This window comes from Pedobacter vanadiisoli (assembly GCF_042684385.1).
Classification (GTDB): Bacteria; Bacteroidota; Bacteroidia; order Sphingobacteriales; family Sphingobacteriaceae; genus Pedobacter; species Pedobacter vanadiisoli.
This window is the reverse complement of the sequence record NZ_JBHULL010000043.1, coordinates 68,295-87,437: the sequence shown is the minus strand read 5'-3', so window position 1 is coordinate 87,437 and position 19,143 is coordinate 68,295. Positions and strand designations below refer to the sequence as shown.

The window sequence follows — 19,143 nt, the reverse complement described above, 5'->3', positions numbered from 1 at the left end:
TAATTTTTAAATCGAATGAATACTGAATTTACTGTTGATATCTTCAAGAACGGAAGCCGTTTCTGTTAGGTTGGTGAGTGCTGCCGAGATGGCAATTCCGTAAATTCCGGTTTCGAGTATCGCTGGAATATCATTGGCTTCTATGCCTCCTATGGCGATAATCGGCGTGGTGATTCCGGCTTTTCTCACTTTTTGCATTAACTTTTGGTAGCCTTCCAAACCCACAATAGGGCTTAGGTTTTCTTTGGTACGCGTAAACCTGAATGGACCCAAACCGATGTAGTCGGCACCTTCAGTTACCCTTTGCCTGATGTGTTCGAAAGTATTTGCTGTACCTCCAATGATCTGGTGTTTGCCGATAATTTTTCTGGCTTCGAGAATAGGCATATCCTGCAGCCCCAAATGCACACCATAACTGTTTACGGCTTTTGCCAGGTGTGGGTAATCATTTATAATCAGTTTGGCTCCATGCCTTTCGCATAAGGCTTGAGCAGCTTTTGCAAAAGGGAGAATTTCGGCTTCGGGTTGGTTTTTAATCCGGAGCTGGATCCACTTCCCACCCGCCTGGAGTACTTGCTCAATGGCATCGATATGGGTACCTGTTTTAGGGGCTTGCGAAATATATTGTAAAGGCTGAATCATTGTTTTATTGTTAAATTTTGAGCATAAGCCTGGCATTTGGCCTGGGCTTTCTTAAAAGTAGTTAGCGCCTGCGAAGGATCGTTCCAGATGCTGCCTAATAGCGCAACACCATCGAAATTCATTTTTTTTACCTGGTCTATATTGTTCAGGCCAATACCGCCAAGCGCAATTAACTTTGTGGTTTTTGGCTTGTTTACGCTAAAACCGGCATCAACAATTCCGGTATATCCGGGTTTGGAAAGACTGTTGAAAACAGGGCCAAAAAAACTGTAATGGTATTGACCAAGGTGGTCAACTTCTGCCAGCTGGTGTATGGAGGTGCTGAATGTGTAAGATTTTGAAAAATCGCCTACTGTACTGTTCTTCCTAAAACTTTCGGTATGGTGTAATCTGTTGATATTGTAATCATTGGCCAGTACGTGGAAATGATGTAAAGCAATGCGGTTATGGTACTCGGGCAAAATACCTTCTATAAATTTTCGGTGTGTTGCCTCATCTGCTAGGGGTTTGCGCAAATGAAATACAGGTAAACCAGCATCAAAAAGCTGGTTTACCAATAAGGTTTCACCTTTTAAAATTTTCGGATGCGCAATTACAAACAGTTCCATCGCATTTTATGAATAAATTTCGCTTCCTTTTTCGGTAAATTCTTTTGATTTCTCCTGCATGCCTTTGGCCAGTGCTTCTTCTTCGGCTACACCTTGTTTTGAGGCATAGTCGCGCACATCTTGGGTAATTTTCATCGAACAGAAATTTGGCCCGCACATCGAACAGAAATGCGCAATCTTAGCTCCTTCTGCAGGCAGGGTTTCGTCATGAAATTCTTTTGCCGTATCCGGATCGAGCGATAAATTAAACTGGTCTTCCCACCTAAACTCAAACCTCGCTTTACTCAATGCATTATCACGGTATTGTGCACCAGGATGACCTTTGGCCAGATCGGCCGCATGTGCAGCAATTTTATAGGTAATTACCCCGTCTTTTACATCTTTTTTGTTCGGAAGGCCTAAATGTTCTTTAGGTGTAACATAGCACAACATCGCCGTTCCAAACCAGCCGATCATAGCTGCACCGATGGCCGAAGTAATGTGATCATAACCAGGTGCAATATCAGTAGTAAGGGGGCCTAAAGTATAAAAAGGAGCTTCTGAACAATGTTCGAGCTGTTTTTCCATATTGGCTTTGATCAGGTGCATGGGTACATGCCCCGGTCCCTCTATAATGGTTTGTACATCATGTTTCCAGGCAATTTTGGTCAGCTCGCCCAGGGTTTCGAGCTCTGAAAACTGTGCGGCATCGTTGGCATCGGCAATACAGCCCGGTCTTAAACCATCACCTAAAGAAAAAGCAACATCATAAGCTTTCATGATCTCGCAAATTTCTTCAAAATGTGTATAAAGGAAGTTTTCTTTGTGGTGTGCCAAACACCATTTTGCCATGATCGATCCGCCACGCGAAACAATTCCGGTAATTCTTTTCGCAGTTAACGGCACATAACGGAGCAGTACACCGGCATGGATGGTAAAATAATCGACACCCTGTTCGGCCTGTTCAATCAGTGTATCGCGGAAGATTTCCCAGGTGAGGTCTTCCGCTTTGCCGTTTACTTTTTCCAGGGCCTGGTAAATGGGAACGGTGCCAATGGGTACCGGAGAATTTCGGATAATCCATTCGCGGGTTTCGTGGATATTTTTTCCTGTAGAAAGGTCCATAATGGTATCGGCGCCCCATCTGCAGGCCCAAACGGCTTTTTCTACCTCTTCTTCGATGGTAGAAGTAACCGCAGAGTTACCAATATTGGCATTAATTTTCACCAGGAAATTACGGCCAATAATCATTGGCTCCAGTTCAGGGTGGTTAATGTTACATGGAATTACCGCACGTCCGGCAGCCACTTCATCCCGGACAAATTCTGGGGTAATATATCCCCTAGGCGTATTGGCGCCAAAACTATTGCCCTGGTGCTGTTGGCTCATCACCTCGTGCTGATCGCCCAATTGGGCATTTAATAGTTCGATCTGCTGGTTTTCCCTAATGGCAATGTATTCCATTTCGGCAGTAATAATACCTTTTTTGGCATAGTGCATCTGAGATACGTTGGCTCCTGGCTGGGCTTTATAAGGTTTCTTGGTATAGTTAAAACGTAAAGTATCAAGTTTATCATCTGCAAGGCGTTGCTGTCCATAAGCAGATGATAGTTGATTGAGCTGCACTACATCCTGTCTGTCTTTAATCCATTGTTCCCTTAACCTTGGAAGCCCTTTCCGTACATCAATAACCACATTTGGATCGGTATAAGGGCCGCTGGTATCATAGACTGTTACCGGGGGATTGGGTTCGGTAAGGCCAAATCCATTGTGAATTTTGGTTTCGGTTAAGCTGATTTCGCGCATGGCCACCCGGATATCGTGGATTTTGCCCGGTACAAATATTTTACGTGAAGCCGGAAATGGACTGCGGCTGATAACTTCCTGATTTGGTGTTTTTTCTTGTTTCATATTAGATTGATTGGAGGAGAGAAAATTGAATGACTGAATGAGAGAATAATCGAAGACCTTTTGTTTTCATTCTGTTATCCCCCCTGCGTGGCTTTAATGAGTATAACCTGGTCGCCTGGGTTTAATAGGTAGGTATGCCAGACAGATTTGGAAATGATGGTCTGGTTAACGGCTATGGCAAGGCCATTTGTCTCCGTTGAAATCACAGCAGCAAGCATCTGTTCGATGGAACAGGTTTCGTTGAGCCGATAGTTTTGATTGTTTATAGTTACTTCCATATTTTAAAAAATTGGAAAAACTATAGAGATTGCCCCAAAATGGAGATCGAAAAGACAGCAATTATAAGATTGCTTTCACTTTTCCCTTCGGCAGTACTAACTGCATCAGGTTCAAAGGGTATTTCTCAGCACGTAGGCACCCCTAAAGTTTTTTGTAAAGATATGTGATTAAATTTTTAATGCAAATAAAAGTTTATATAGATAAAATCTATATTTTGTTGGCGATAATATTTTTGCCCTTCTGAATGCAATGAAGAACCTTTAAATAACGAAATACAGCTGCAAAGATATTTAAAATAAAGATCCTTCTTTATACTCAGGATGACAAATTGGCGGGAATGAACGCCCGATTTTTGGCTGATCAGACTGCTAACTTCAGACTAAAGACTAGAACTGGCCAACCGCTTTTCGCTAAAACGTAAAAAAAATCACTATCTTTGCACCATCATCAAAATCCCCGATCCATGTAAGATTCATTTCTTTTCAGAAAATAGATAACAGGCAGAGCGCTTCCGTTCCTGCAATTATTTACCGATAAAAAAGAAATTTATGCTTAATCTACAAGGGGCTGGCTATATCCATGCTAATGGAGATTTACTGTTTTCAGATTTAAATCTCACCATCAACAAATACGAAAAAATTGCACTCATTGGCAATAACGGAGCCGGAAAATCTACACTTTTAAAAATTTTGGCGGGTAAACTCCTGCCAACTGCCGGACATGCTAAAACAGAATCGGCACCTTATTATGTTCCACAGCTTTTCGGCCAGTTCAATGATTTTACTATTGCGCAGGCACTCGGGATAGAAGATAAACTAAAAGCACTGAACGAAATCCTTAACGGAAAAGTAAGCGATGAGAACCTGGGGATACTTAACGACGATTGGACCATCGAAGAACGAAGTTCGGAGGCTTTAAGTTTTTGGCAACTGGAAGGTTTAGATTTAAATCAAAAAATGGAAAGTTTAAGTGGCGGACAAAAAACCAGCGTATTTTTAGCCGGTATTGCCATACACCGCCCTGCTATTGTTTTGCTGGATGAACCCACCAATCACCTGGATTTGGAAGGCAGAAGCCGGCTATACGATTACATCCGGTCTGCCAGGGTTACTTTAGTGGTCGTGAGCCACGACCGGACTTTATTGAACCAAATGGAGAAAATCTGCGAACTAAGTCAGCGGGGAATAACGCTGTATGGCGGAAATTACGATTTCTATACTACCCAAAAGAAAATTGAAAATGAGGCATTGAACAACGATTTAAAAGCGAAAGAAAAAGCTTTGCGTAAGGCTAAAGAAGTGGAACGGGAATCGCTTGAGCGACAACAGAAGCTTGATGCAAAAGGGAAGAAAAAACAAGAAAAAGCCGGATTACCAACCATTTCAATGAACACGTTAAAGAATAATGCAGAAAAAAGTACGGCAAAACTGAAAAGTGTTCACACAGAAAAGCTAGGTCATATTTCTGCTGAATTAAGCCAGCTCCGGTCTGTACTGCCCGATGCAGATAAAATGAAAATCGGTTTTAATGCGGCTGCGCTTCACAAAGGGAAAAGCATTGTTGAAGCTAAGGAGGTTAATTTTGCCTTTAATGGTCGGTTACTCTGGAAAGAGCCTGTCAGCTTTCAGATTTTTAGTGGCAGGCGTTATGCGGTTAAAGGTCGGAATGGATCGGGTAAAACCACCCTGATCAAGCTTATTTTGGGGCAGCTGCAGCCCTTGATGGGAAGTTTAAACCGGTCAGGTGTTAGCGCTATGTATATTGATCAGGATTATTCGATGATCGATAATCAACTCACGGTTTATGAGCAGGCTCAGCAATACAACTCGGGTGCTTTGCAAGAGCATGAAGTTAAAATCCGCTTAAACCGGTTTTTATTTAGCAAAGCCGACTGGGACAAGCCCTGCTCAGCCTTAAGCGGTGGCGAAAAAATGCGGTTGATCCTCTGTTCATTAACTATCGGCAACCAATCGCCAGATTTATTGATATTGGATGAACCCACCAATAACCTCGATATCCAGAATATAGAAATTTTAACATCAGCTATTAACGGATATCAGGGAACACTGTTGGTTATCTCACACGATGAATATTTTCTCAATCAGGTACAGATAGAACATGTCATTCGCTTTTAAATAAATATATAGCCTTATCTTCGTTCAGGATTATTAAACCCCGTATACCTATGCAAAACCTGTTAGCACTACAACGTGGCGAACTTAAAGGAGCTGTATCGTTAAAACTTTCTGAAAACCTGACCGAGTTTCCGGAGGAAATATTTGAGCTGGCAGATACATTGGAAGTGCTGGATTTATCTTTTAACAAATTAAGCGCTTTACCAACAGGTTTCGGCCGGTTAAAAAAGTTGCGGATTTTTTTCTGTTCCGAAAATCTTTTTTCGGTTTTACCTGAAGTATTGGCCGATTGCCCTTTGCTGGATATTGTCGGTTTTAAATCCAACCGGATCGAAATCGTACCCCCAAAGTCGATCAATCCGAATATCCGCTGGTTAATTTTAACGAATAACAACATTGCTGAACTCCCAAAGGAAATCGGTCTTTGCAAAAGGATGCAAAAACTGATGCTTTCGGGCAACCGTTTATCAACATTGCCCGAAGAACTGAGCAATTGCCAGAATTTGGCATTATTACGGATAGCGGCGAATAAACTATATGAATTGCCGCAATGGATCACGCAACTGCCAAAACTATCGTGGATTGCATTTTCGGGCAATAATTTTAGCAAAACGCCGGCAGTTGAAACACTTTCACTGATCAACTGGCATGATTTAGAAATCAGCCATCTGTTGGGCGAAGGGGCTTCAGGTATGATTTCGAAAGCCAACAGAACCATTGGAAATGAAACCAGCGAAGTGGCAGTTAAAATATTTAAGGGTAATGTGACCAGTGATGGTTTACAGGAAGATGAAATGACAGCTTATATTGCTGCGGGTTACCACCCGGGTTTGGTAAACCTGATCGGCCAGATTGCCTCCCATCCTGAAGAAAAAAAGGGATTGGTGATGGATTTAATCCCGAATCATTTTTATAATCTCGGCAATCCACCAAGTTTAGAAAGCTGCACCAGGGATGTTTTTCCTGCTGATCGAAAACTTTCTGAAAAACAAATCCTAGGCATTGCTAAAACCATAGCCTCATTGGGCGCACAATTGCACGAAGCAGGTATTATGCATGGCGATTTATATGCACACAACACATTAATTGATGATGATGGCAGTACTTTGTTCGGTGATTTTGGTGCGGCCAGCTTTTACGATAAATCCGCTAAAATGGCAAGTGCATTGGAACGGATAGAAGTAAGTGCTTATGGTTATTTACTTGACGACTTACTGTCACTAAAAGATGAAGAGGTGAGTGAAGAGGTTGATAAAATGATCAGTGGACTTAGAGACGCATGTTTGGTTCTTGTGCCTTTAAATAGGCCTGGTTTTAAGGAATTAGTTGATGCGTTACAATAGAAAAATCGTCATCTCCTGAAGCGCAGCGAAATGCCTGCCCATTGCGGGTAGAGAGAGATCTATCGGCTGCATTAACCATAGATCTCTTCACTCCGCTATTATTGGTATTCTTTTGTAACTTATTGATATTTAATGTATTGTCTGGTTACATGTATTTCCGCCTCGTTAGGCCATGGCACAGTATCTCCGTTTCACTTAAACCCGGCCTAACAAATTTTTCGGGCTGTACTGCTCAAGCCAACCTACTAGCTTCGAAAGAAAAATTTTCAGCCGGTGTTTTTTGTTTTTTCATAAGCTTTTATGTCTTCTAATTGCACTCAAGCTAGCTACGCTGGTCTTTTTGACATCAAAAAGAAAGAAGCCTGTCTGGCGAAGACTAATAAAACACCCCGTCCTGCGGACATCCCTCTGAAAGAGGGAAATTACATATCGCACAAGGTCAATAATTAAACGTCACTCATATTTTGATTTTTACATATAAATTAGCCCTCGAAATGATGGCCACTTTTTCAGAAAAACTTTAAGCAGGTGATGGGTTTATTAGCTCCGGTTGCTAAAGTTTACCATCCACTGAATACCATATTTATCTTTGAAACTACCAAAATAATCGCCCCAAAACATGTCTTCTATGGGCATTTCAATGGTGCCACCGGCAGAAAGACCATTAAATAAACGATCGGCATCCTCACGGCTGTCGGCCTGGATATTGATATACATGTTATTGCCTTCTTTAAACACATGTCCGGCAGAAGGTACGCAGTCAGATGCCATTAAAGTGGTGTGTTTGTTAATGGGTAAAGCCACATGCATTACACGGTTTCTCTCCTCTTCTGATAGTTTATCTGAATCAGGTGCATCGCCCATTTTTGCAAAGAAGGTGAATTCTCCGCCAAAAACCGATTTATAAAAATTAAACGCTTCTTCGGCCTTGCCATCGAAGTTTAAGTAAGGGTGCATAGTTGCCATAATCTTATTTATTTTGTTGAAAACTAAGTTACAGCGGTTAAGAACAAGAAAAAGGGTGTATATAGGACAACTTTGAGGGCAGTTTGACACGAACATTAATATCAAAGCCCAAAACCTGTGCACATCGATACTAAAAGATATCTTTTCAACATTTATATCTTCACTAAGAGCAGGAAAAATCAGGTTAAAAACATTCTACCTCCCAAAATCTCGACCATTTTTCGCCAACAGCCAACTTTATTATGCCTTCCTTGTGCTCCAGTTCCTGGTCGTGGTTAACACCATCGGCCACACCGCACCATGGTTCTAAACATATAAAGGGAGCATCGGTTGCTGCCCATATTCCAAAGAAAGGAAAATCCTCGAAATGAAAGTGAAGGCCGTAATCATTTTTGGTATTCAATAAACTAATGCGATTGCTTTGCAAAGTTTTAAAAACCAGTGCATCGTTGTAAAACAGATTATGTTTAAGCTGCAGTTTATGAGAATTTAGTTCGATACTGTCGGTTTCATCTGCAACCAGGCCATCATCAAGCTTCCAGTAAGTTAATTTCTCGTCGGTATTAAAATCGAGGTAATAATCTTCGTAAACCGTATCAGGGGTATTAGGGACAGCAAATGCAGGATGTGCACCCAATGAAAACAGCAGTTCCCCGGTACCCGTGTTGCTTACTTCGTAAGATAATTTCAGCTTACGGTCTGTCAATTCATATTTCAGCTTCAGCTCAAAATAAAAAGGATAAACTTTTAAGGTTTCCTCACTTTGGCTCAAAGTAAAAACGGCTTCGGTTTCGCTTATTTTTTCGGAGTTAAAAACATGATCGCGTGCAAAACCGTGTCTTGGCAGTTCGTAGTTTTTACCTTGGTAATTAAAACTGTTGTTTTTTAAGGAGCCAACAATAGGGAATAAAACCGGGCTGTGCTTTGCCCAATACCTGGGATCTGCACTCCATAAATATTCCAATCCGGTTTCTTTGCTGAATAAGCCCTGGAGTTCTGCGCCTTTAGCAGCCAGGCTAACTTTAATATAGTCGTTTTCGAGAGTAATCATTTGCAAATCTAAATTATCAAAAGGATGTGCTTAAAAATATCTTATTTTAAAATAAGGATAATCATAAGTCTGAGTCGATTCCAGACTAACCCCGTTCTTCCCAGATGCAGGCAATATTAATAATCGTTTGTACTGCTTTTTCCATATCCTGTACACTTACCCATTCTTGTTTGCTATGAAAAGCATGTTCTCCGGCAAAAATATTCGGACAAGGTAAACCCATATAAGATAGCCTTGATCCATCCGTTCCACCGCGGATACTTTGCTGCCTGGCTACCACACCTGCACGCTCAATGGCCTCAATTCCGTATTGTACAATTTTTGGATGCTGATCAAGTATTTCTTTCATATTCCGGTATTGCGCCTTAATTTCTAAAGTATAGCTTGATTTTGGATATTTTGCCAGCACCCGTTTTACCGTTTCCTCTAAAAACTGTCCGTGTGCAGCTAATTTTTCATTGGTAAAATCGCGGATGATAAATTGCGCTTCGGCTTCTTCTACCTGCCCGTGTATGCTTACGGGATGGATAAAACCCTCTTTTTGATGCGTCGCTTCAGGAGTTAGCGTATCTTTTGGTAATGCACTCAAAATTTCTGCCAGGATTTTAATGGCACTTTCCATTTTTCCTTTTGCAAAACCCGGGTGGGTGCTTACACCATAAATTTTAAGCGTAGCACCATCTGCAGAAAATGTTTCATCTTCTATAGAACCGAGCGTTTCACCATCAATGGTATAACCAAAATCGGCACCCAGTTTTTTTAAGTCAACTTTATCTACCCCCCGGCCAATTTCTTCATCAGGAGTGAAAAGCACTTTAATGGTGCCATGTTTCACCTCTGGGTTTTTCATAAAAAAGGTAGCCGCCTCCATAATTTCAGCTAAACCGGCTTTATTATCTGCACCCAATAAAGTGGTTCCGCTGGCCGTAATAATATCATTGCCGATCTGGTGCTTCAGGTCTTTATGGTCGGCCATTTTGATCACTATTTTAGGGTCGTCAGGCAAGATCAGGTCTTGTCCTTGATATTTGTCATGAACAATCGGTTTCACATTTTCACCGCTGCAATCAGGCGAAGTATCCATGTGCGAGCAGAAAAAAATTACGGGCAATTGCTTATCCGAATTTGAAGGGATTGTACCATACACATAGCCATTATAGTCCATTTCTGCATCTGAAACGCCGATTTCCAACAATTCCTGCACCAATTCCCTCCCTAAATTCTTTTGCTTTAATGTTGAAGGGCATGTAGGAGAATCCGGATCAGATTGCGTATCAATCTTTGCATATTTGATAAAACGTGCTTCTAATGTTTTGTTAAAGTTGCTGTATGTACTCATAATTCAAAGGTAAAAGTTATAGATATTCGATAAACATATTATTTTTGTAAAAAAACAATATGATTTTTAATTTGCTGAGAGCTACGTATATAACCCTTTTGCTTGTTTTTGTTGGAAGCTTTTCTTATGCCCAGTCAAACTATTTTAAAATGTCGTACGGCTTTGGTGCTGGGGTGAACAAATCTTACACCGATGTTTATAAAGGAAGCTTTGGCTACACAGCTTATGGCGTATTCGATTATCATATCACCCCATTTGTTACAGTAGGACTTGAAGGGCAGTATGGAATGATTCAGGGAGGCGATATTGTAACCGACCCCCACAACCGCCAGTTTGTAAATAAATATATGGCTATTTCTGCAAATGCGAAATTGATGCTTGGCGAGCTGGTTGATTATGATAAAAGTGAGTTCTTGTACAATATTAGGGGTTTGTATGTTGGGATGGGTGTTGGTGCCATCAAAAATAGAATAACTGATATTGTGAGGTATAAACCGGCCTGGGCCGCTGTTGACCCTGGTTACGGTCCTTTTCCGGGAGATGATAAAAGCATTAACTTATGGGTGCCTTTAAATTTAGGATTTAACTATTTCATTAACGATGGTTATGGTTACATGCGCTATATCATCAATATCAATGCACAATCAAACTTCACTTTGGGAGAAGGTTTGGATGGTTATAACGACTCGAGCACTAAATTTAAAAACAATTCACCCGATGTTTACAACACCTATACCATTGGTTTTAAGTACATGCTGGGCAGGATTAAATCTTATCGTAAAACCCTTTAATAACAGCGTTTCATTTCTTAGCTTTAAAGCATGAGAAAATTCTTTGTGTTATGTTTGCTATCGATGCGGCTAAAAGCCATCGCACAAAAGACCCCTTTCGAGTTAAGTGGCAAAACCGAAACAACAACCTACACTGAAGCAATATCTTATTACGAAAACCTGGCTAAAACTTATCCCCAGGCCAAACTGTTGACCTATGGGCAAACAGATTTTGGAAAGCCATTACATGTACTGGTTTTATCACGTGATCAGGTTTTTGATCCGGTAAAGATCAGGCAGCAAAATAAAAGGATCTTATTGATCAATAATGGGATTCATCCGGGCGAGCCTGAGGGGATAGATGCCTCGATGATGCTGGCCCGCGACCTGCTTAGGGCCGATAAACTGCCAAAAGATGTGATCATCTGCATCATTCCCATCTACAATATAGATGGAAGCTTTAATCGCAGCGGAACATCAAGGGCTAACCAGAATGGGCCGGTTGCTTATGGTTTTAGGGGAAATAGCAAGAACCTCGACCTGAACCGTGATTTTATTAAAACCGATTCGAAGAATTCGGCAGCATTTCAACAGATCTTTAATACCTGGCAGCCCGAAATATTTGTAGATACCCATACCAGCAATGGCGCCGATTATCAATATGTGATGACGCTTATCCCTACGCAAAAAGATAAGCTTAACCCCATACTTGCGGGTTATTTAACCAAAACCCTCCTGCCAGATCTGTATGCACAAATGGAGAAAGCAGGTTATCCGATGATTCCTTATGTAAACTCGATCGGCGAAACCCCTGAAACCGGAATTACCGGGTTTATTGATCCTCCGCGTTACTCAACAGGTTATACCACACTCCATAATACCATTGGCTTTATGCCTGAAACCCATATGCTAAAATCGTATGATTTACGCGTAGACGCCACTTATAAGCTCCTGGATAGTTATATCAGGATTGTAGAGCGCGATGCTAAAGTGATCGGCGAGAATAAACACAAAGCAGATGAAGCTGTTGCTGTGCAAAAGGAATTTCCCTTAGAATGGAAGCTCAATAAAGCTGAAGTAAACGACCTGAATTTTAAAGGTTTTGAAGCCGGACAAAAGGCAAGTACTGTGAGCGGTGCCGACCGTTTATTTTACGATCGCAGTAAGCCTTATACCAAAACCATAAAAGAGTGGAATAAATTCGAGCCTGCAGTTTCTATTCAAAAACCAGTTGCCTATATTATTCCCAAAGCCTGGGACCGCGTAATCGCCTTGCTTAAACTGAACAATGTTAAAATCAGCGAACTCAAAACCGATCAGAAAATTGCGGTTGAAAGTTATTATATCAGCGATTTTAAAACAGGAACCAGGCCTTATGAGGGGCATTACCTTCATTCTGCTGTAAAATTGAATACTGTAGAACAGAAACTACAATATTATGCTGGCGACTTTGTAGTGTATACTAACCAGCCTGTTAACCGTTATATTATAGAAACTTTAGAACCTCAGGCCACCGATTCTTATTTCAATTGGAATTTTTTCGATTCTATTCTGGACATGAAAGAGCATTATTCGGCTTATGTGTTTGAAGATACTGCAACAGAGCTGCTAAAAAACAATCTTGAACTGAAAAGTAAACTGGAAGCAAAGAAATCATCAGATGCCGAATTTGCAAAGAATGGTGCCGCTCAACTTGATTTTGTGTATAAAAATTCTGATTATTACGAAAAAACACACAACAGATATCCCGTTGCGCGTTTGGTTACAGACGTTAAACTTGATTTAAAATAGCCGCCCAAATGGAATATTTCAATATTGCACCAGTTGCCTCCATAATTTTCGTTTTTACCATTATTACCAGTCTTTACGCTTTCTACGATCATTCGCTTTATGGAAAGTTTATGTTACATCCCTATAGTGTATCAAGAGGCCATAAAGTTTGGACCGTTATCACAAGTGGCTTAATACATGCCGATTGGACGCACCTCTTTTTCAATATGTTCACCTTCATGGCGTTTGCTTTTACCTTGGAACGGTTAATAGGTAGTTTCTTATTCGGTCTACTTTATCTTTTGGCCCTCATTTTAAGTGATTTGCCAACAATATTTAAATATAAGGAAAACTTCAATTACAATAGTTTAGGTGCATCTGGGGCAATCAGTGCTGTTCTTTTCAGTTTTATTCTGTTTAGTCCAAAAAGTGGAATAAGAATCCTTTTTATCCCATTCGATATTCCGGCGTATATTTTTGGAATACTTTACCTTTTATACTGCTACTATGCGTCTAGAAATTCCAGAGACGGAATCAACCACGATGCACACTTTTTCGGGGCACTAACCGGATTAATTTTTACGATCATCTTCGTCCCTGGCATTTTACAGAATTTTATTGCCATGTTAACAGGTGGGAGATAGTTAATCCGTCAACCCGAACATTTTCTCTCATTGGTCATCCTGAAACGCTAGTGAAGGATCTTTTTACAAGTAACTACATCATGTAATCTGCAATGGGTAAATTCATCTGGGTTTAAAAAAATTATCGTTCAACAGGCTACCATTGACAGTTCTTGTAGAAGAATCGTCCTTTCGACTGGAGCGCGCCGATTTTTCATCGGTAGCGAAATGGAGAAATCTATAGAGACAGATTTAGCTTCGCTGAGCACTCCACGGTTCTCGACTACGTTGCACTCCGCTCGAAATGACGACTCGTGAGAGGGTTGTCACTTATATTGATTTTTATACAATAAATTATCCCTCAAGACGACTATACCATTACAATTCAACTATCGAAAAATTTAAATCTGTGTTATCTGTGCAAACCTGTGGCTAAAACTACCCGGCAGTAGGTAAATAAGGTTTCTCGAAGAAACTCATCGGCTCATCAGGATTTTTAATAATCTCGAACACCACATATCCCCATGGTTTCCAGAAATTTTCCAGCACCTGTGCATAGATTTTATGCTGCCAGACATCAAAAAGTGGTTTGGTCATGTTGCCACGCAGGGCCATCGCTTCAATATAGATAGTGCCTTCAACAGGCATAAAGGTATATTCGGGTAAACGGTTAAAAAGGTAGGCAGAATAATAAAAACGGGCACTCAACTCTTCAAACTGCTCGGCAGTTAAAGCTTTCCCTTTTATTTCGTTAACAATGTCCTGGTGATAGCGTTTATTAGTGCCATTATCCTGCAAACAGGCAATAATGCCAAAATCTTTCATTTTTAAAGAGAAGGTCAGCGTATTAATCTCATCGCGGAAACTGAATGGCGTTTCATGGTTTTCTAATTTAACTACTGTGATTGACCAAGGCAAAAAATCTTCAAATTCCAAACTGGTGTACAGATTCTGCATCATGAAATTCAGGTTGGCGAATTTCATCATTAACGACTGCGACATATTTAACCCATCGGCAGTCATTTCTTTGCGCAAAGCCGAATGCATTTCGATATATACAAAGCCATATAAAAATTTACCGATCCAGTTAAAAAGATCCAGTTCGGGTAGTGCTGAAACAGCTTCGTAACCTTTTGCAAAAGCCGCCTCGATCTTATCTTCCAGCGGGTTTAAAAACTGCTCATTTACCTCGCTGTTTACCGGAATAACCAAAGTGTTATACGAGCGGATACTCTCATCTAAAAACTGGATCTGCTCTTCGCCGCTTAAGCCTGCCTGTTCCAATAACCATTTTGGGAGCAATGGCACTTGAATTACAGGAGAATTAAAAGTTTTGCCACTTAAAAAGCAGGTTTTATATAAAAAATCGAAATTTTTGAAAGGATTGTATAAGCCGGTATTCATCACTGCAATATTAGCCATTATATTTTTAGGGCTAAGCAACGATGTTTTATTTTAACGCAGGGATTACAACCGCCTCCACCTTGCTCGCACCTAGTAATTAGCATAATAATACCCGATATCATCAACCAACTGATTATAAATCGGTTTGGTAAACTCCAAAAACAGGGCACTTGGCGGTGGAGGTAATGTTTCTTTTCTCCTGGTCATGATCAGCTGTTCTTTACTTAAAGCCCTTTCGTCGCCCTGAAAGCTTGCCCAGCTATCACGCCAAATGTAAGTGCCCGGAAATTTCTGCTGGCGTAGCAGTTTTCTTGTTTTCCAGTCAGTAATGCTCATGTCCAACAATCCTGACGAGCTGATGTTTTTTTCAAAAATACTTAAAGTGGCTTTTACGGTGCCGTAAACGGGCCTTTTAGTACGGGTTTCACCAATCACCACACTATCGCGTTTTAATTTTTCTACCCTTTCCTTTACATAGGTCTGTCCCACTACAAAATCATCAAAATTTAAGCTTAATACCTGGTCGGGAACAATTTTTTGATTGGTGGCCTGCTCTTCACTATAGAAAATCACAAACCTGTTCCTCGTATATTTTGCGATATACTGATCGATCTGCTGCTGAAAGTAATCAGCGCTTAGTTTGTAAAAACTGCTGTTTACGATAATCGGCTGCACCACAACCCTGGTTACGGCTGCCCAATAAGCATCTTCCATTTTTGCTTTGGCATCTTTATAGTTGGGTTGAAGATTTAAGGTTTTCTCAAACTCGTAGTATGCTTTTTTGGCGGTTTGACGGGTCTTTTCTCTTAAGTAACCTAAGCCCGAATTATACCTTGCCCCAGCAGCATTATATTTGCTTTCGGCCAGTTCTGTAATGTATTTTGACGGATTGGGAACAATTGCCAGACAGGCAGGGCAGCTGTTGATCTCATCGGCCAATTGATTTATTTTTTGATAATCGTACATTATTGATTCCCACCTGAATAAGTCGTTTGACATTTTGGCTTCATCAATTTTTCGCAAATGGTCTTTTAAAGCCAGGTCATAGGCCGTTTTCAGTACTTCCATGGCTTCGCTGTTTTTTGGCGAATTTTGCAGCCTGCTTACCGATTTTTCAACTGAAGCATCATAATCACCTTTTTGTAAGGCTTTTTTCCCTGTGGTACATCCTCCAATAATTAATAAGGATAAATAAATAAAATACCGTAATCTTGAAATGTTTTTCATGGCAGGAATATTTGCGTTAATAAACAAAGATAATTTGTAACACGGTAATTACCTCATTTATTTAGAAGACGATTGATAATGAAAATTAGTTGCAAGCAATTTGAGTTAGAATTAAAACATCCTTTTTCGATTTCGAAATTTACCCGGACCAGCACCCCTTTAATGTTATTAAGGGTCGAATATGAAGGTACTGTGGGATATGGTGAAGCTTCTATGGTGCCTTATATGGGCGAGAGTTACGAAACTGCTAACGCTTTTCTCAACCTGGTAGACTGGGACAAAATCCGGTTTCCGTTCAATTTTGAAGAAATTATCGCTTATTTAGATCGCCTTGCACCCGGTCAGCCGGCCATTAAAGCGGCCATTGATATTGCGCTTAACGACATCCAGGGTAAGCTTTTAAATAAACCCTGTTACGAAATTTATGGTGCTGATCCTGCTAAAATGCCCGTAACTTCCTACACCATTGGGATTGATACGATAGAAATTATCCGCGAGAAACTGAAAGAGGCCGAATCATTTAAAGTAATTAAAGTAAAACTGGGAAGAGATAACGATCAGGAAATCATCGAAACCATAAGAAGTATGACCAGCGTACCCCTGTATGTGGATGCTAACCAGGGCTGGACAGATAAAATAAAAGCCATCGACCTGATTTACTGGCTGCATAACCAGGGTGTAGTATTGATTGAACAGCCAATGGATAAAAATAATCCCGATGGGAATGCATGGCTTACAGAACGTAGCCCAATTCCGTTATTGGCAGATGAGGCGGTACAGCGTTTAGCAGATATAGATAAACTAAAAGGCGCTTATCACGGCATTAATGTAAAGCTGATGAAAAGCTGTGGCATGTATGAAGGTTCACAAATGATTTTAAAAGCACGTTCTTTAGGTATGAAAGTGCTTATTGGCTGTATGAGCGAAACCAGTTGCGCAACTTTAGCCGCGGCAGCTTTGGCGCCTTTATGTAACTGGGCCGATTTAGATGGCCCCTGGCTTACCAAGAACAATCCGTTTATCGATCCGGCTTTCGAAAATGGCAAATATATTTTAAAAGACCTGCCAGGATTAGGGCTTGAAGGTATTACTTCGGATCTTTTTCTTTAAAAGACTTACGGATCTCTTTGGTTAACTGGTATTTGAAATAAAATAAACAACAAGCCACACCAACCAGAAAACCTGCCGGCAGGTATTTATGATTGTTGTAACACCACACCAAACCAAAAATAGATAAGATAATGGCCAGGTTGTAAAAGATATTTAAAGCAAATTTTTTACCCACGATTAGAGGATTTAGTTTGTAAGAGAATTTATGTACAAGGCACCAATGAGCAATAATCAATATTCAAACCCTACCCAGAGACAAAAAATGTTCAAAACGTTTATTGGCGTGAGGTTAAAGTTTGAAAATTGATATTTGTTTGTGCTAAATATAACCCTCCTCCAATTGATCATTGGAATTTGGTCATTTGATAGGTGGTTATTCTAATAAACCGGCATATTCGGGTCAAAAGCCTCTTGCCAGGCTAAAATCCCGCCTTTTAAATTATAAAGATTTTCAAATCCGTATTGTTGTTCTAATTGCATTACTGCGGCTGCACTTCTTTTTCCACTGCGGCACTGGATAATTACAGGTTTGTCTTTAGCAACTTTGTCGGCCTCAATTAAAATTCCACCTAAAGGGATATTCTCACCATCAAGATTGGAAACCTCGTATTCGAATGTTTCACGAACATCAATTAGTTGAAAATCTTCTTTATTATCGATTTTCTCTTTTAGCTCTTGTACCGATATTTCTTTCATTTTTATTAAATGTATTTATGCAAATATAGGAAAATCGGCTTTACCCGTTACATCAAAAAAATGCCATAAAATTTTGCCTGGAACTGTAACAACTGAAACCCTTAGGCGTTTAAATATAAATAGTTACAAATGGACAAGTTGAACCGTTTCTTTTGGTTTTGTTCCGGCGCTCATATTCCAACGCTAGAAAAATATCCTTCAGAGCAAAATAAATATACCGGCATTGGTGCCACCATTTTCTTTACGGGCTTATTTGCGGCACTTTCTGGTGGTTACGCCATGTATTTTGTGTTTAAAGGCGCCGATCTGGCCGTGGTTTTCGCTATTATTTTTGGCTTTTTATGGGGGGCGGCCATTTTTAATATGGACCGTTATATCGTATCAAGCATTGATAAAAGTGCGAGCACCAATAAACAGCTGCTACAGGCTACCCCACGTATTTTACTGGCCATTATGATCGGTATGGTAATATCGCGGCCAATCGAACTGAAAATTTTTGATAAAGAAATCAAAGAGCGCTTAAAAGTAAGCTACCTCAATGGTCAGAGGGCCAAAATTGATACTTTGAACAAAGCTTTCGAGAAAAAATACCAGGTAGAGTTTGGCAGATTAAACCAACAAAAAGCTACAAGAGATTCGCTTGAAAAAGGAATAAAAGCTGACCGACAAAAGCTGAATTTTGAGATTTTTGGGAACAAAACTACCGAAACATCGGGCATAATGGGGTATGGTCCTTATGCTAAACGCAAAGAAGCTGAAATTGCACAACGTACCTCCGAACTCGATTCTTTAAAGGCGGCCATCAATAAGTCTGAAAGCTTTGTCGATAAACGCAAAGAATTTGATGGTTTGTTTACCGAAAAACTTTACACCAAAAAGCAGTTAGACAGCTTATCGGATATTGCAGGTTTTGCCGACCGTAACTGGGCCCTGGGCCAGCTTAAATTTAACGTAGATGGCAGCCGCGACAATAATACAGCCATTGCAGTTATGTTTATTGGTCTGCTGTTTATCTTTTTTGAGTGTTTACCGGTATTTGTTAAGCTGATGAGTGCACGTGGCCCTTACGATTATGCCATTGCCGATGGAGATGAAGTTTCGATTTACCATTCTAAAAAAGATAAGGATTTTCATTTCGAAGTAGCTGATAACATCCACGAAACGAGGGTCGATTCAGAATCTTCTAAAAAGAAGGAAATTATAAAAGGGAAAGCCTACCGCGATCTGGAGAAATACGATTGGGATAGTTAATTGAGGTAAAATGGAGTAGAAAAGACGAAATCGCGTAGC

Annotated in this window: 18 protein-coding genes and 1 riboswitch; of the genes, 7 read left to right on the top strand and 11 right to left on the bottom strand. The window is 40.4% G+C overall.

Annotated elements, in window-relative coordinates; genetic code table 11:
- Window positions 1-6 precede the first annotated feature (6 nt).
- From ACFSR6_RS20560 to thiS, 4 genes are all read right to left on the bottom strand, one after another.
- A complete protein-coding gene (locus tag ACFSR6_RS20560; RefSeq protein ID WP_379082449.1) occupies window positions 7-642 on the bottom strand; it encodes a thiamine phosphate synthase in 636 nt (211 codons plus the stop codon).
- A complete protein-coding gene (locus ACFSR6_RS20555; RefSeq protein ID WP_379082447.1) occupies window positions 639-1,250 on the bottom strand; it encodes a thiamine phosphate synthase in 612 nt (203 codons plus the stop codon). Before ACFSR6_RS20555 ends, ACFSR6_RS20560 begins: the two co-directional genes overlap by 4 nt.
- Before the next feature lie 6 nt (window positions 1,251-1,256).
- The gene (thiC, locus tag ACFSR6_RS20550) at window positions 1,257-3,140 is read right to left on the bottom strand and encodes a phosphomethylpyrimidine synthase ThiC (RefSeq protein WP_379082446.1); all 1,884 of its coding nucleotides are present in this window, start codon (window positions 3,138-3,140) and stop codon (window positions 1,257-1,259) included.
- Between the two features lie 74 nt (window positions 3,141-3,214).
- On the bottom strand, window positions 3,215-3,418 hold the full coding sequence (gene thiS, locus ACFSR6_RS20545; RefSeq protein WP_379082443.1) for a sulfur carrier protein ThiS: 204 nt from the start codon (window positions 3,416-3,418) through the stop codon (window positions 3,215-3,217).
- Between the two features lie 65 nt (window positions 3,419-3,483).
- Window positions 3,484-3,572: riboswitch (TPP riboswitch) on the bottom strand.
- Between the two features lie 395 nt (window positions 3,573-3,967).
- Here thiS and abc-f point away from each other — a divergent pair.
- Window positions 3,968-5,554: a ribosomal protection-like ABC-F family protein gene (abc-f, locus tag ACFSR6_RS20540; RefSeq protein ID WP_379082440.1), complete on the top strand. Its 1,587-nt coding sequence runs from the start codon at window positions 3,968-3,970 to the stop codon at window positions 5,552-5,554.
- A gap of 50 nt (window positions 5,555-5,604) precedes the next feature.
- Window positions 5,605-6,897 (top strand): protein kinase, encoded by a 1,293-nt coding sequence (locus ACFSR6_RS20535; protein WP_379082437.1) that lies wholly within the window; start codon window positions 5,605-5,607, stop codon window positions 6,895-6,897.
- Window positions 6,898-7,437: 540 nt separating this feature from the next.
- On the opposite strand, the gene ACFSR6_RS20530 is transcribed toward ACFSR6_RS20535, so the two are convergent.
- The 3 genes from ACFSR6_RS20530 to pepT form a co-directional block, all read right to left on the bottom strand.
- Window positions 7,438-7,863, bottom strand: coding sequence for a VOC family protein (locus ACFSR6_RS20530; protein WP_379082435.1), 426 nt, complete (start codon window positions 7,861-7,863; stop codon window positions 7,438-7,440).
- Window positions 7,864-8,047: 184 nt separating this feature from the next.
- Window positions 8,048-8,914: an aldose 1-epimerase family protein gene (locus ACFSR6_RS20525; protein ID WP_379082432.1), complete on the bottom strand. Its 867-nt coding sequence runs from the start codon at window positions 8,912-8,914 to the stop codon at window positions 8,048-8,050.
- A gap of 85 nt (window positions 8,915-8,999) precedes the next feature.
- Window positions 9,000-10,253 carry a peptidase T gene (pepT, locus tag ACFSR6_RS20520; RefSeq protein WP_379082431.1) on the bottom strand — a complete coding sequence of 418 codons (1,254 nt, stop codon included), beginning with the start codon at window positions 10,251-10,253 and terminating at the stop codon, window positions 9,000-9,002.
- A gap of 149 nt (window positions 10,254-10,402) precedes the next feature.
- On the opposite strand from pepT, the gene ACFSR6_RS20515 reads away from it, so the two are divergent.
- Genes ACFSR6_RS20515 through ACFSR6_RS20505 form a run of 3 tightly spaced genes read left to right on the top strand, consistent with a single transcriptional unit; the run spans window position 10,403 to window position 13,437 of the window.
- Complete coding sequence (locus ACFSR6_RS20515) at window positions 10,403-11,044, top strand: hypothetical protein (protein ID WP_379082429.1); 642 nt, start codon at window positions 10,403-10,405, stop codon at window positions 11,042-11,044.
- Window positions 11,045-11,074: 30 nt separating this feature from the next.
- Entirely contained in the window at window positions 11,075-12,814 is a 1,740-nt protein-coding gene (locus tag ACFSR6_RS20510) for a M14 family zinc carboxypeptidase (RefSeq protein ID WP_379082427.1), read from the top strand.
- Window positions 12,815-12,822: 8 nt separating this feature from the next.
- On the top strand, window positions 12,823-13,437 hold the full coding sequence (locus ACFSR6_RS20505) for a rhomboid family intramembrane serine protease (RefSeq protein WP_379082425.1): 615 nt from the start codon (window positions 12,823-12,825) through the stop codon (window positions 13,435-13,437).
- A gap of 417 nt (window positions 13,438-13,854) precedes the next feature.
- Here the strand turns inward: ACFSR6_RS20505 and ACFSR6_RS20500 are convergent, their stop codons facing one another.
- Window positions 13,855-14,838, bottom strand: coding sequence for a hypothetical protein (locus ACFSR6_RS20500; RefSeq protein WP_379082423.1), 984 nt, complete (start codon window positions 14,836-14,838; stop codon window positions 13,855-13,857).
- Between the two features lie 72 nt (window positions 14,839-14,910).
- A complete protein-coding gene (locus ACFSR6_RS20495; RefSeq protein ID WP_379082421.1) occupies window positions 14,911-16,047 on the bottom strand; it encodes a hypothetical protein in 1,137 nt (378 codons plus the stop codon).
- 78 nt (window positions 16,048-16,125) lie between these two features.
- Between ACFSR6_RS20495 and ACFSR6_RS20490 the strand changes: the two genes are divergently transcribed.
- Window positions 16,126-17,157 (top strand): dipeptide epimerase, encoded by a 1,032-nt coding sequence (locus tag ACFSR6_RS20490; RefSeq protein WP_379082419.1) that lies wholly within the window; start codon window positions 16,126-16,128, stop codon window positions 17,155-17,157.
- Here ACFSR6_RS20490 and ACFSR6_RS20485 read toward each other — a convergent pair.
- Both ACFSR6_RS20485 and ACFSR6_RS20480 read right to left on the bottom strand, forming a co-directional pair.
- A complete protein-coding gene (locus ACFSR6_RS20485; RefSeq protein ID WP_183766889.1) occupies window positions 17,135-17,332 on the bottom strand; it encodes a DUF6358 family protein in 198 nt (65 codons plus the stop codon). The two genes, ACFSR6_RS20490 and ACFSR6_RS20485, sit on opposite strands and share 23 nt — an antisense overlap.
- Before the next feature lie 203 nt (window positions 17,333-17,535).
- Window positions 17,536-17,853: a rhodanese-like domain-containing protein gene (locus tag ACFSR6_RS20480; protein WP_138819055.1), complete on the bottom strand. Its 318-nt coding sequence runs from the start codon at window positions 17,851-17,853 to the stop codon at window positions 17,536-17,538.
- Window positions 17,854-17,982: 129 nt separating this feature from the next.
- On the opposite strand from ACFSR6_RS20480, the gene ACFSR6_RS20475 reads away from it, so the two are divergent.
- Entirely contained in the window at window positions 17,983-19,104 is a 1,122-nt protein-coding gene (locus ACFSR6_RS20475) for a DUF4407 domain-containing protein (RefSeq protein WP_379082417.1), read from the top strand.
- Window positions 19,105-19,143: the final 39 nt, after the last annotated feature.

What these genes read in the sequence shown, in the direction of transcription:
- ACFSR6_RS20560 (WP_379082449.1), bottom strand. Translation starts at nt 642, where the DNA reads ATGATTCAGCCTTTACAATATATTTCGCAAGCCCCTAAAACAGGTACC.
- ACFSR6_RS20555 (WP_379082447.1), bottom strand. Translation starts at nt 1,250, where the DNA reads ATGGAACTGTTTGTAATTGCGCATCCGAAAATTTTAAAAGGTGAAACC.
- thiC (WP_379082446.1), bottom strand. Translation starts at nt 3,140, where the DNA reads ATGAAACAAGAAAAAACACCAAATCAGGAAGTTATCAGCCGCAGTCCA.
- thiS (WP_379082443.1), bottom strand. Translation starts at nt 3,418, where the DNA reads ATGGAAGTAACTATAAACAATCAAAACTATCGGCTCAACGAAACCTGT.
- abc-f (WP_379082440.1), top strand. Translation starts at nt 3,968, where the DNA reads ATGCTTAATCTACAAGGGGCTGGCTATATCCATGCTAATGGAGATTTA.
- ACFSR6_RS20535 (WP_379082437.1), top strand. Translation starts at nt 5,605, where the DNA reads ATGCAAAACCTGTTAGCACTACAACGTGGCGAACTTAAAGGAGCTGTA.
- ACFSR6_RS20530 (WP_379082435.1), bottom strand. Translation starts at nt 7,863, where the DNA reads ATGGCAACTATGCACCCTTACTTAAACTTCGATGGCAAGGCCGAAGAA.
- ACFSR6_RS20525 (WP_379082432.1), bottom strand. Translation starts at nt 8,914, where the DNA reads ATGATTACTCTCGAAAACGACTATATTAAAGTTAGCCTGGCTGCTAAA.
- pepT (WP_379082431.1), bottom strand. Translation starts at nt 10,253, where the DNA reads ATGAGTACATACAGCAACTTTAACAAAACATTAGAAGCACGTTTTATC.
- ACFSR6_RS20515 (WP_379082429.1), top strand. Translation starts at nt 10,403, where the DNA reads ATGTCGTACGGCTTTGGTGCTGGGGTGAACAAATCTTACACCGATGTT.
- ACFSR6_RS20510 (WP_379082427.1), top strand. Translation starts at nt 11,075, where the DNA reads ATGAGAAAATTCTTTGTGTTATGTTTGCTATCGATGCGGCTAAAAGCC.
- ACFSR6_RS20505 (WP_379082425.1), top strand. Translation starts at nt 12,823, where the DNA reads ATGGAATATTTCAATATTGCACCAGTTGCCTCCATAATTTTCGTTTTT.
- ACFSR6_RS20500 (WP_379082423.1), bottom strand. Translation starts at nt 14,838, where the DNA reads ATGGCTAATATTGCAGTGATGAATACCGGCTTATACAATCCTTTCAAA.
- ACFSR6_RS20495 (WP_379082421.1), bottom strand. Translation starts at nt 16,047, where the DNA reads ATGAAAAACATTTCAAGATTACGGTATTTTATTTATTTATCCTTATTA.
- ACFSR6_RS20490 (WP_379082419.1), top strand. Translation starts at nt 16,126, where the DNA reads ATGAAAATTAGTTGCAAGCAATTTGAGTTAGAATTAAAACATCCTTTT.
- ACFSR6_RS20480 (WP_138819055.1), bottom strand. Translation starts at nt 17,853, where the DNA reads ATGAAAGAAATATCGGTACAAGAGCTAAAAGAGAAAATCGATAATAAA.
- ACFSR6_RS20475 (WP_379082417.1), top strand. Translation starts at nt 17,983, where the DNA reads ATGGACAAGTTGAACCGTTTCTTTTGGTTTTGTTCCGGCGCTCATATT.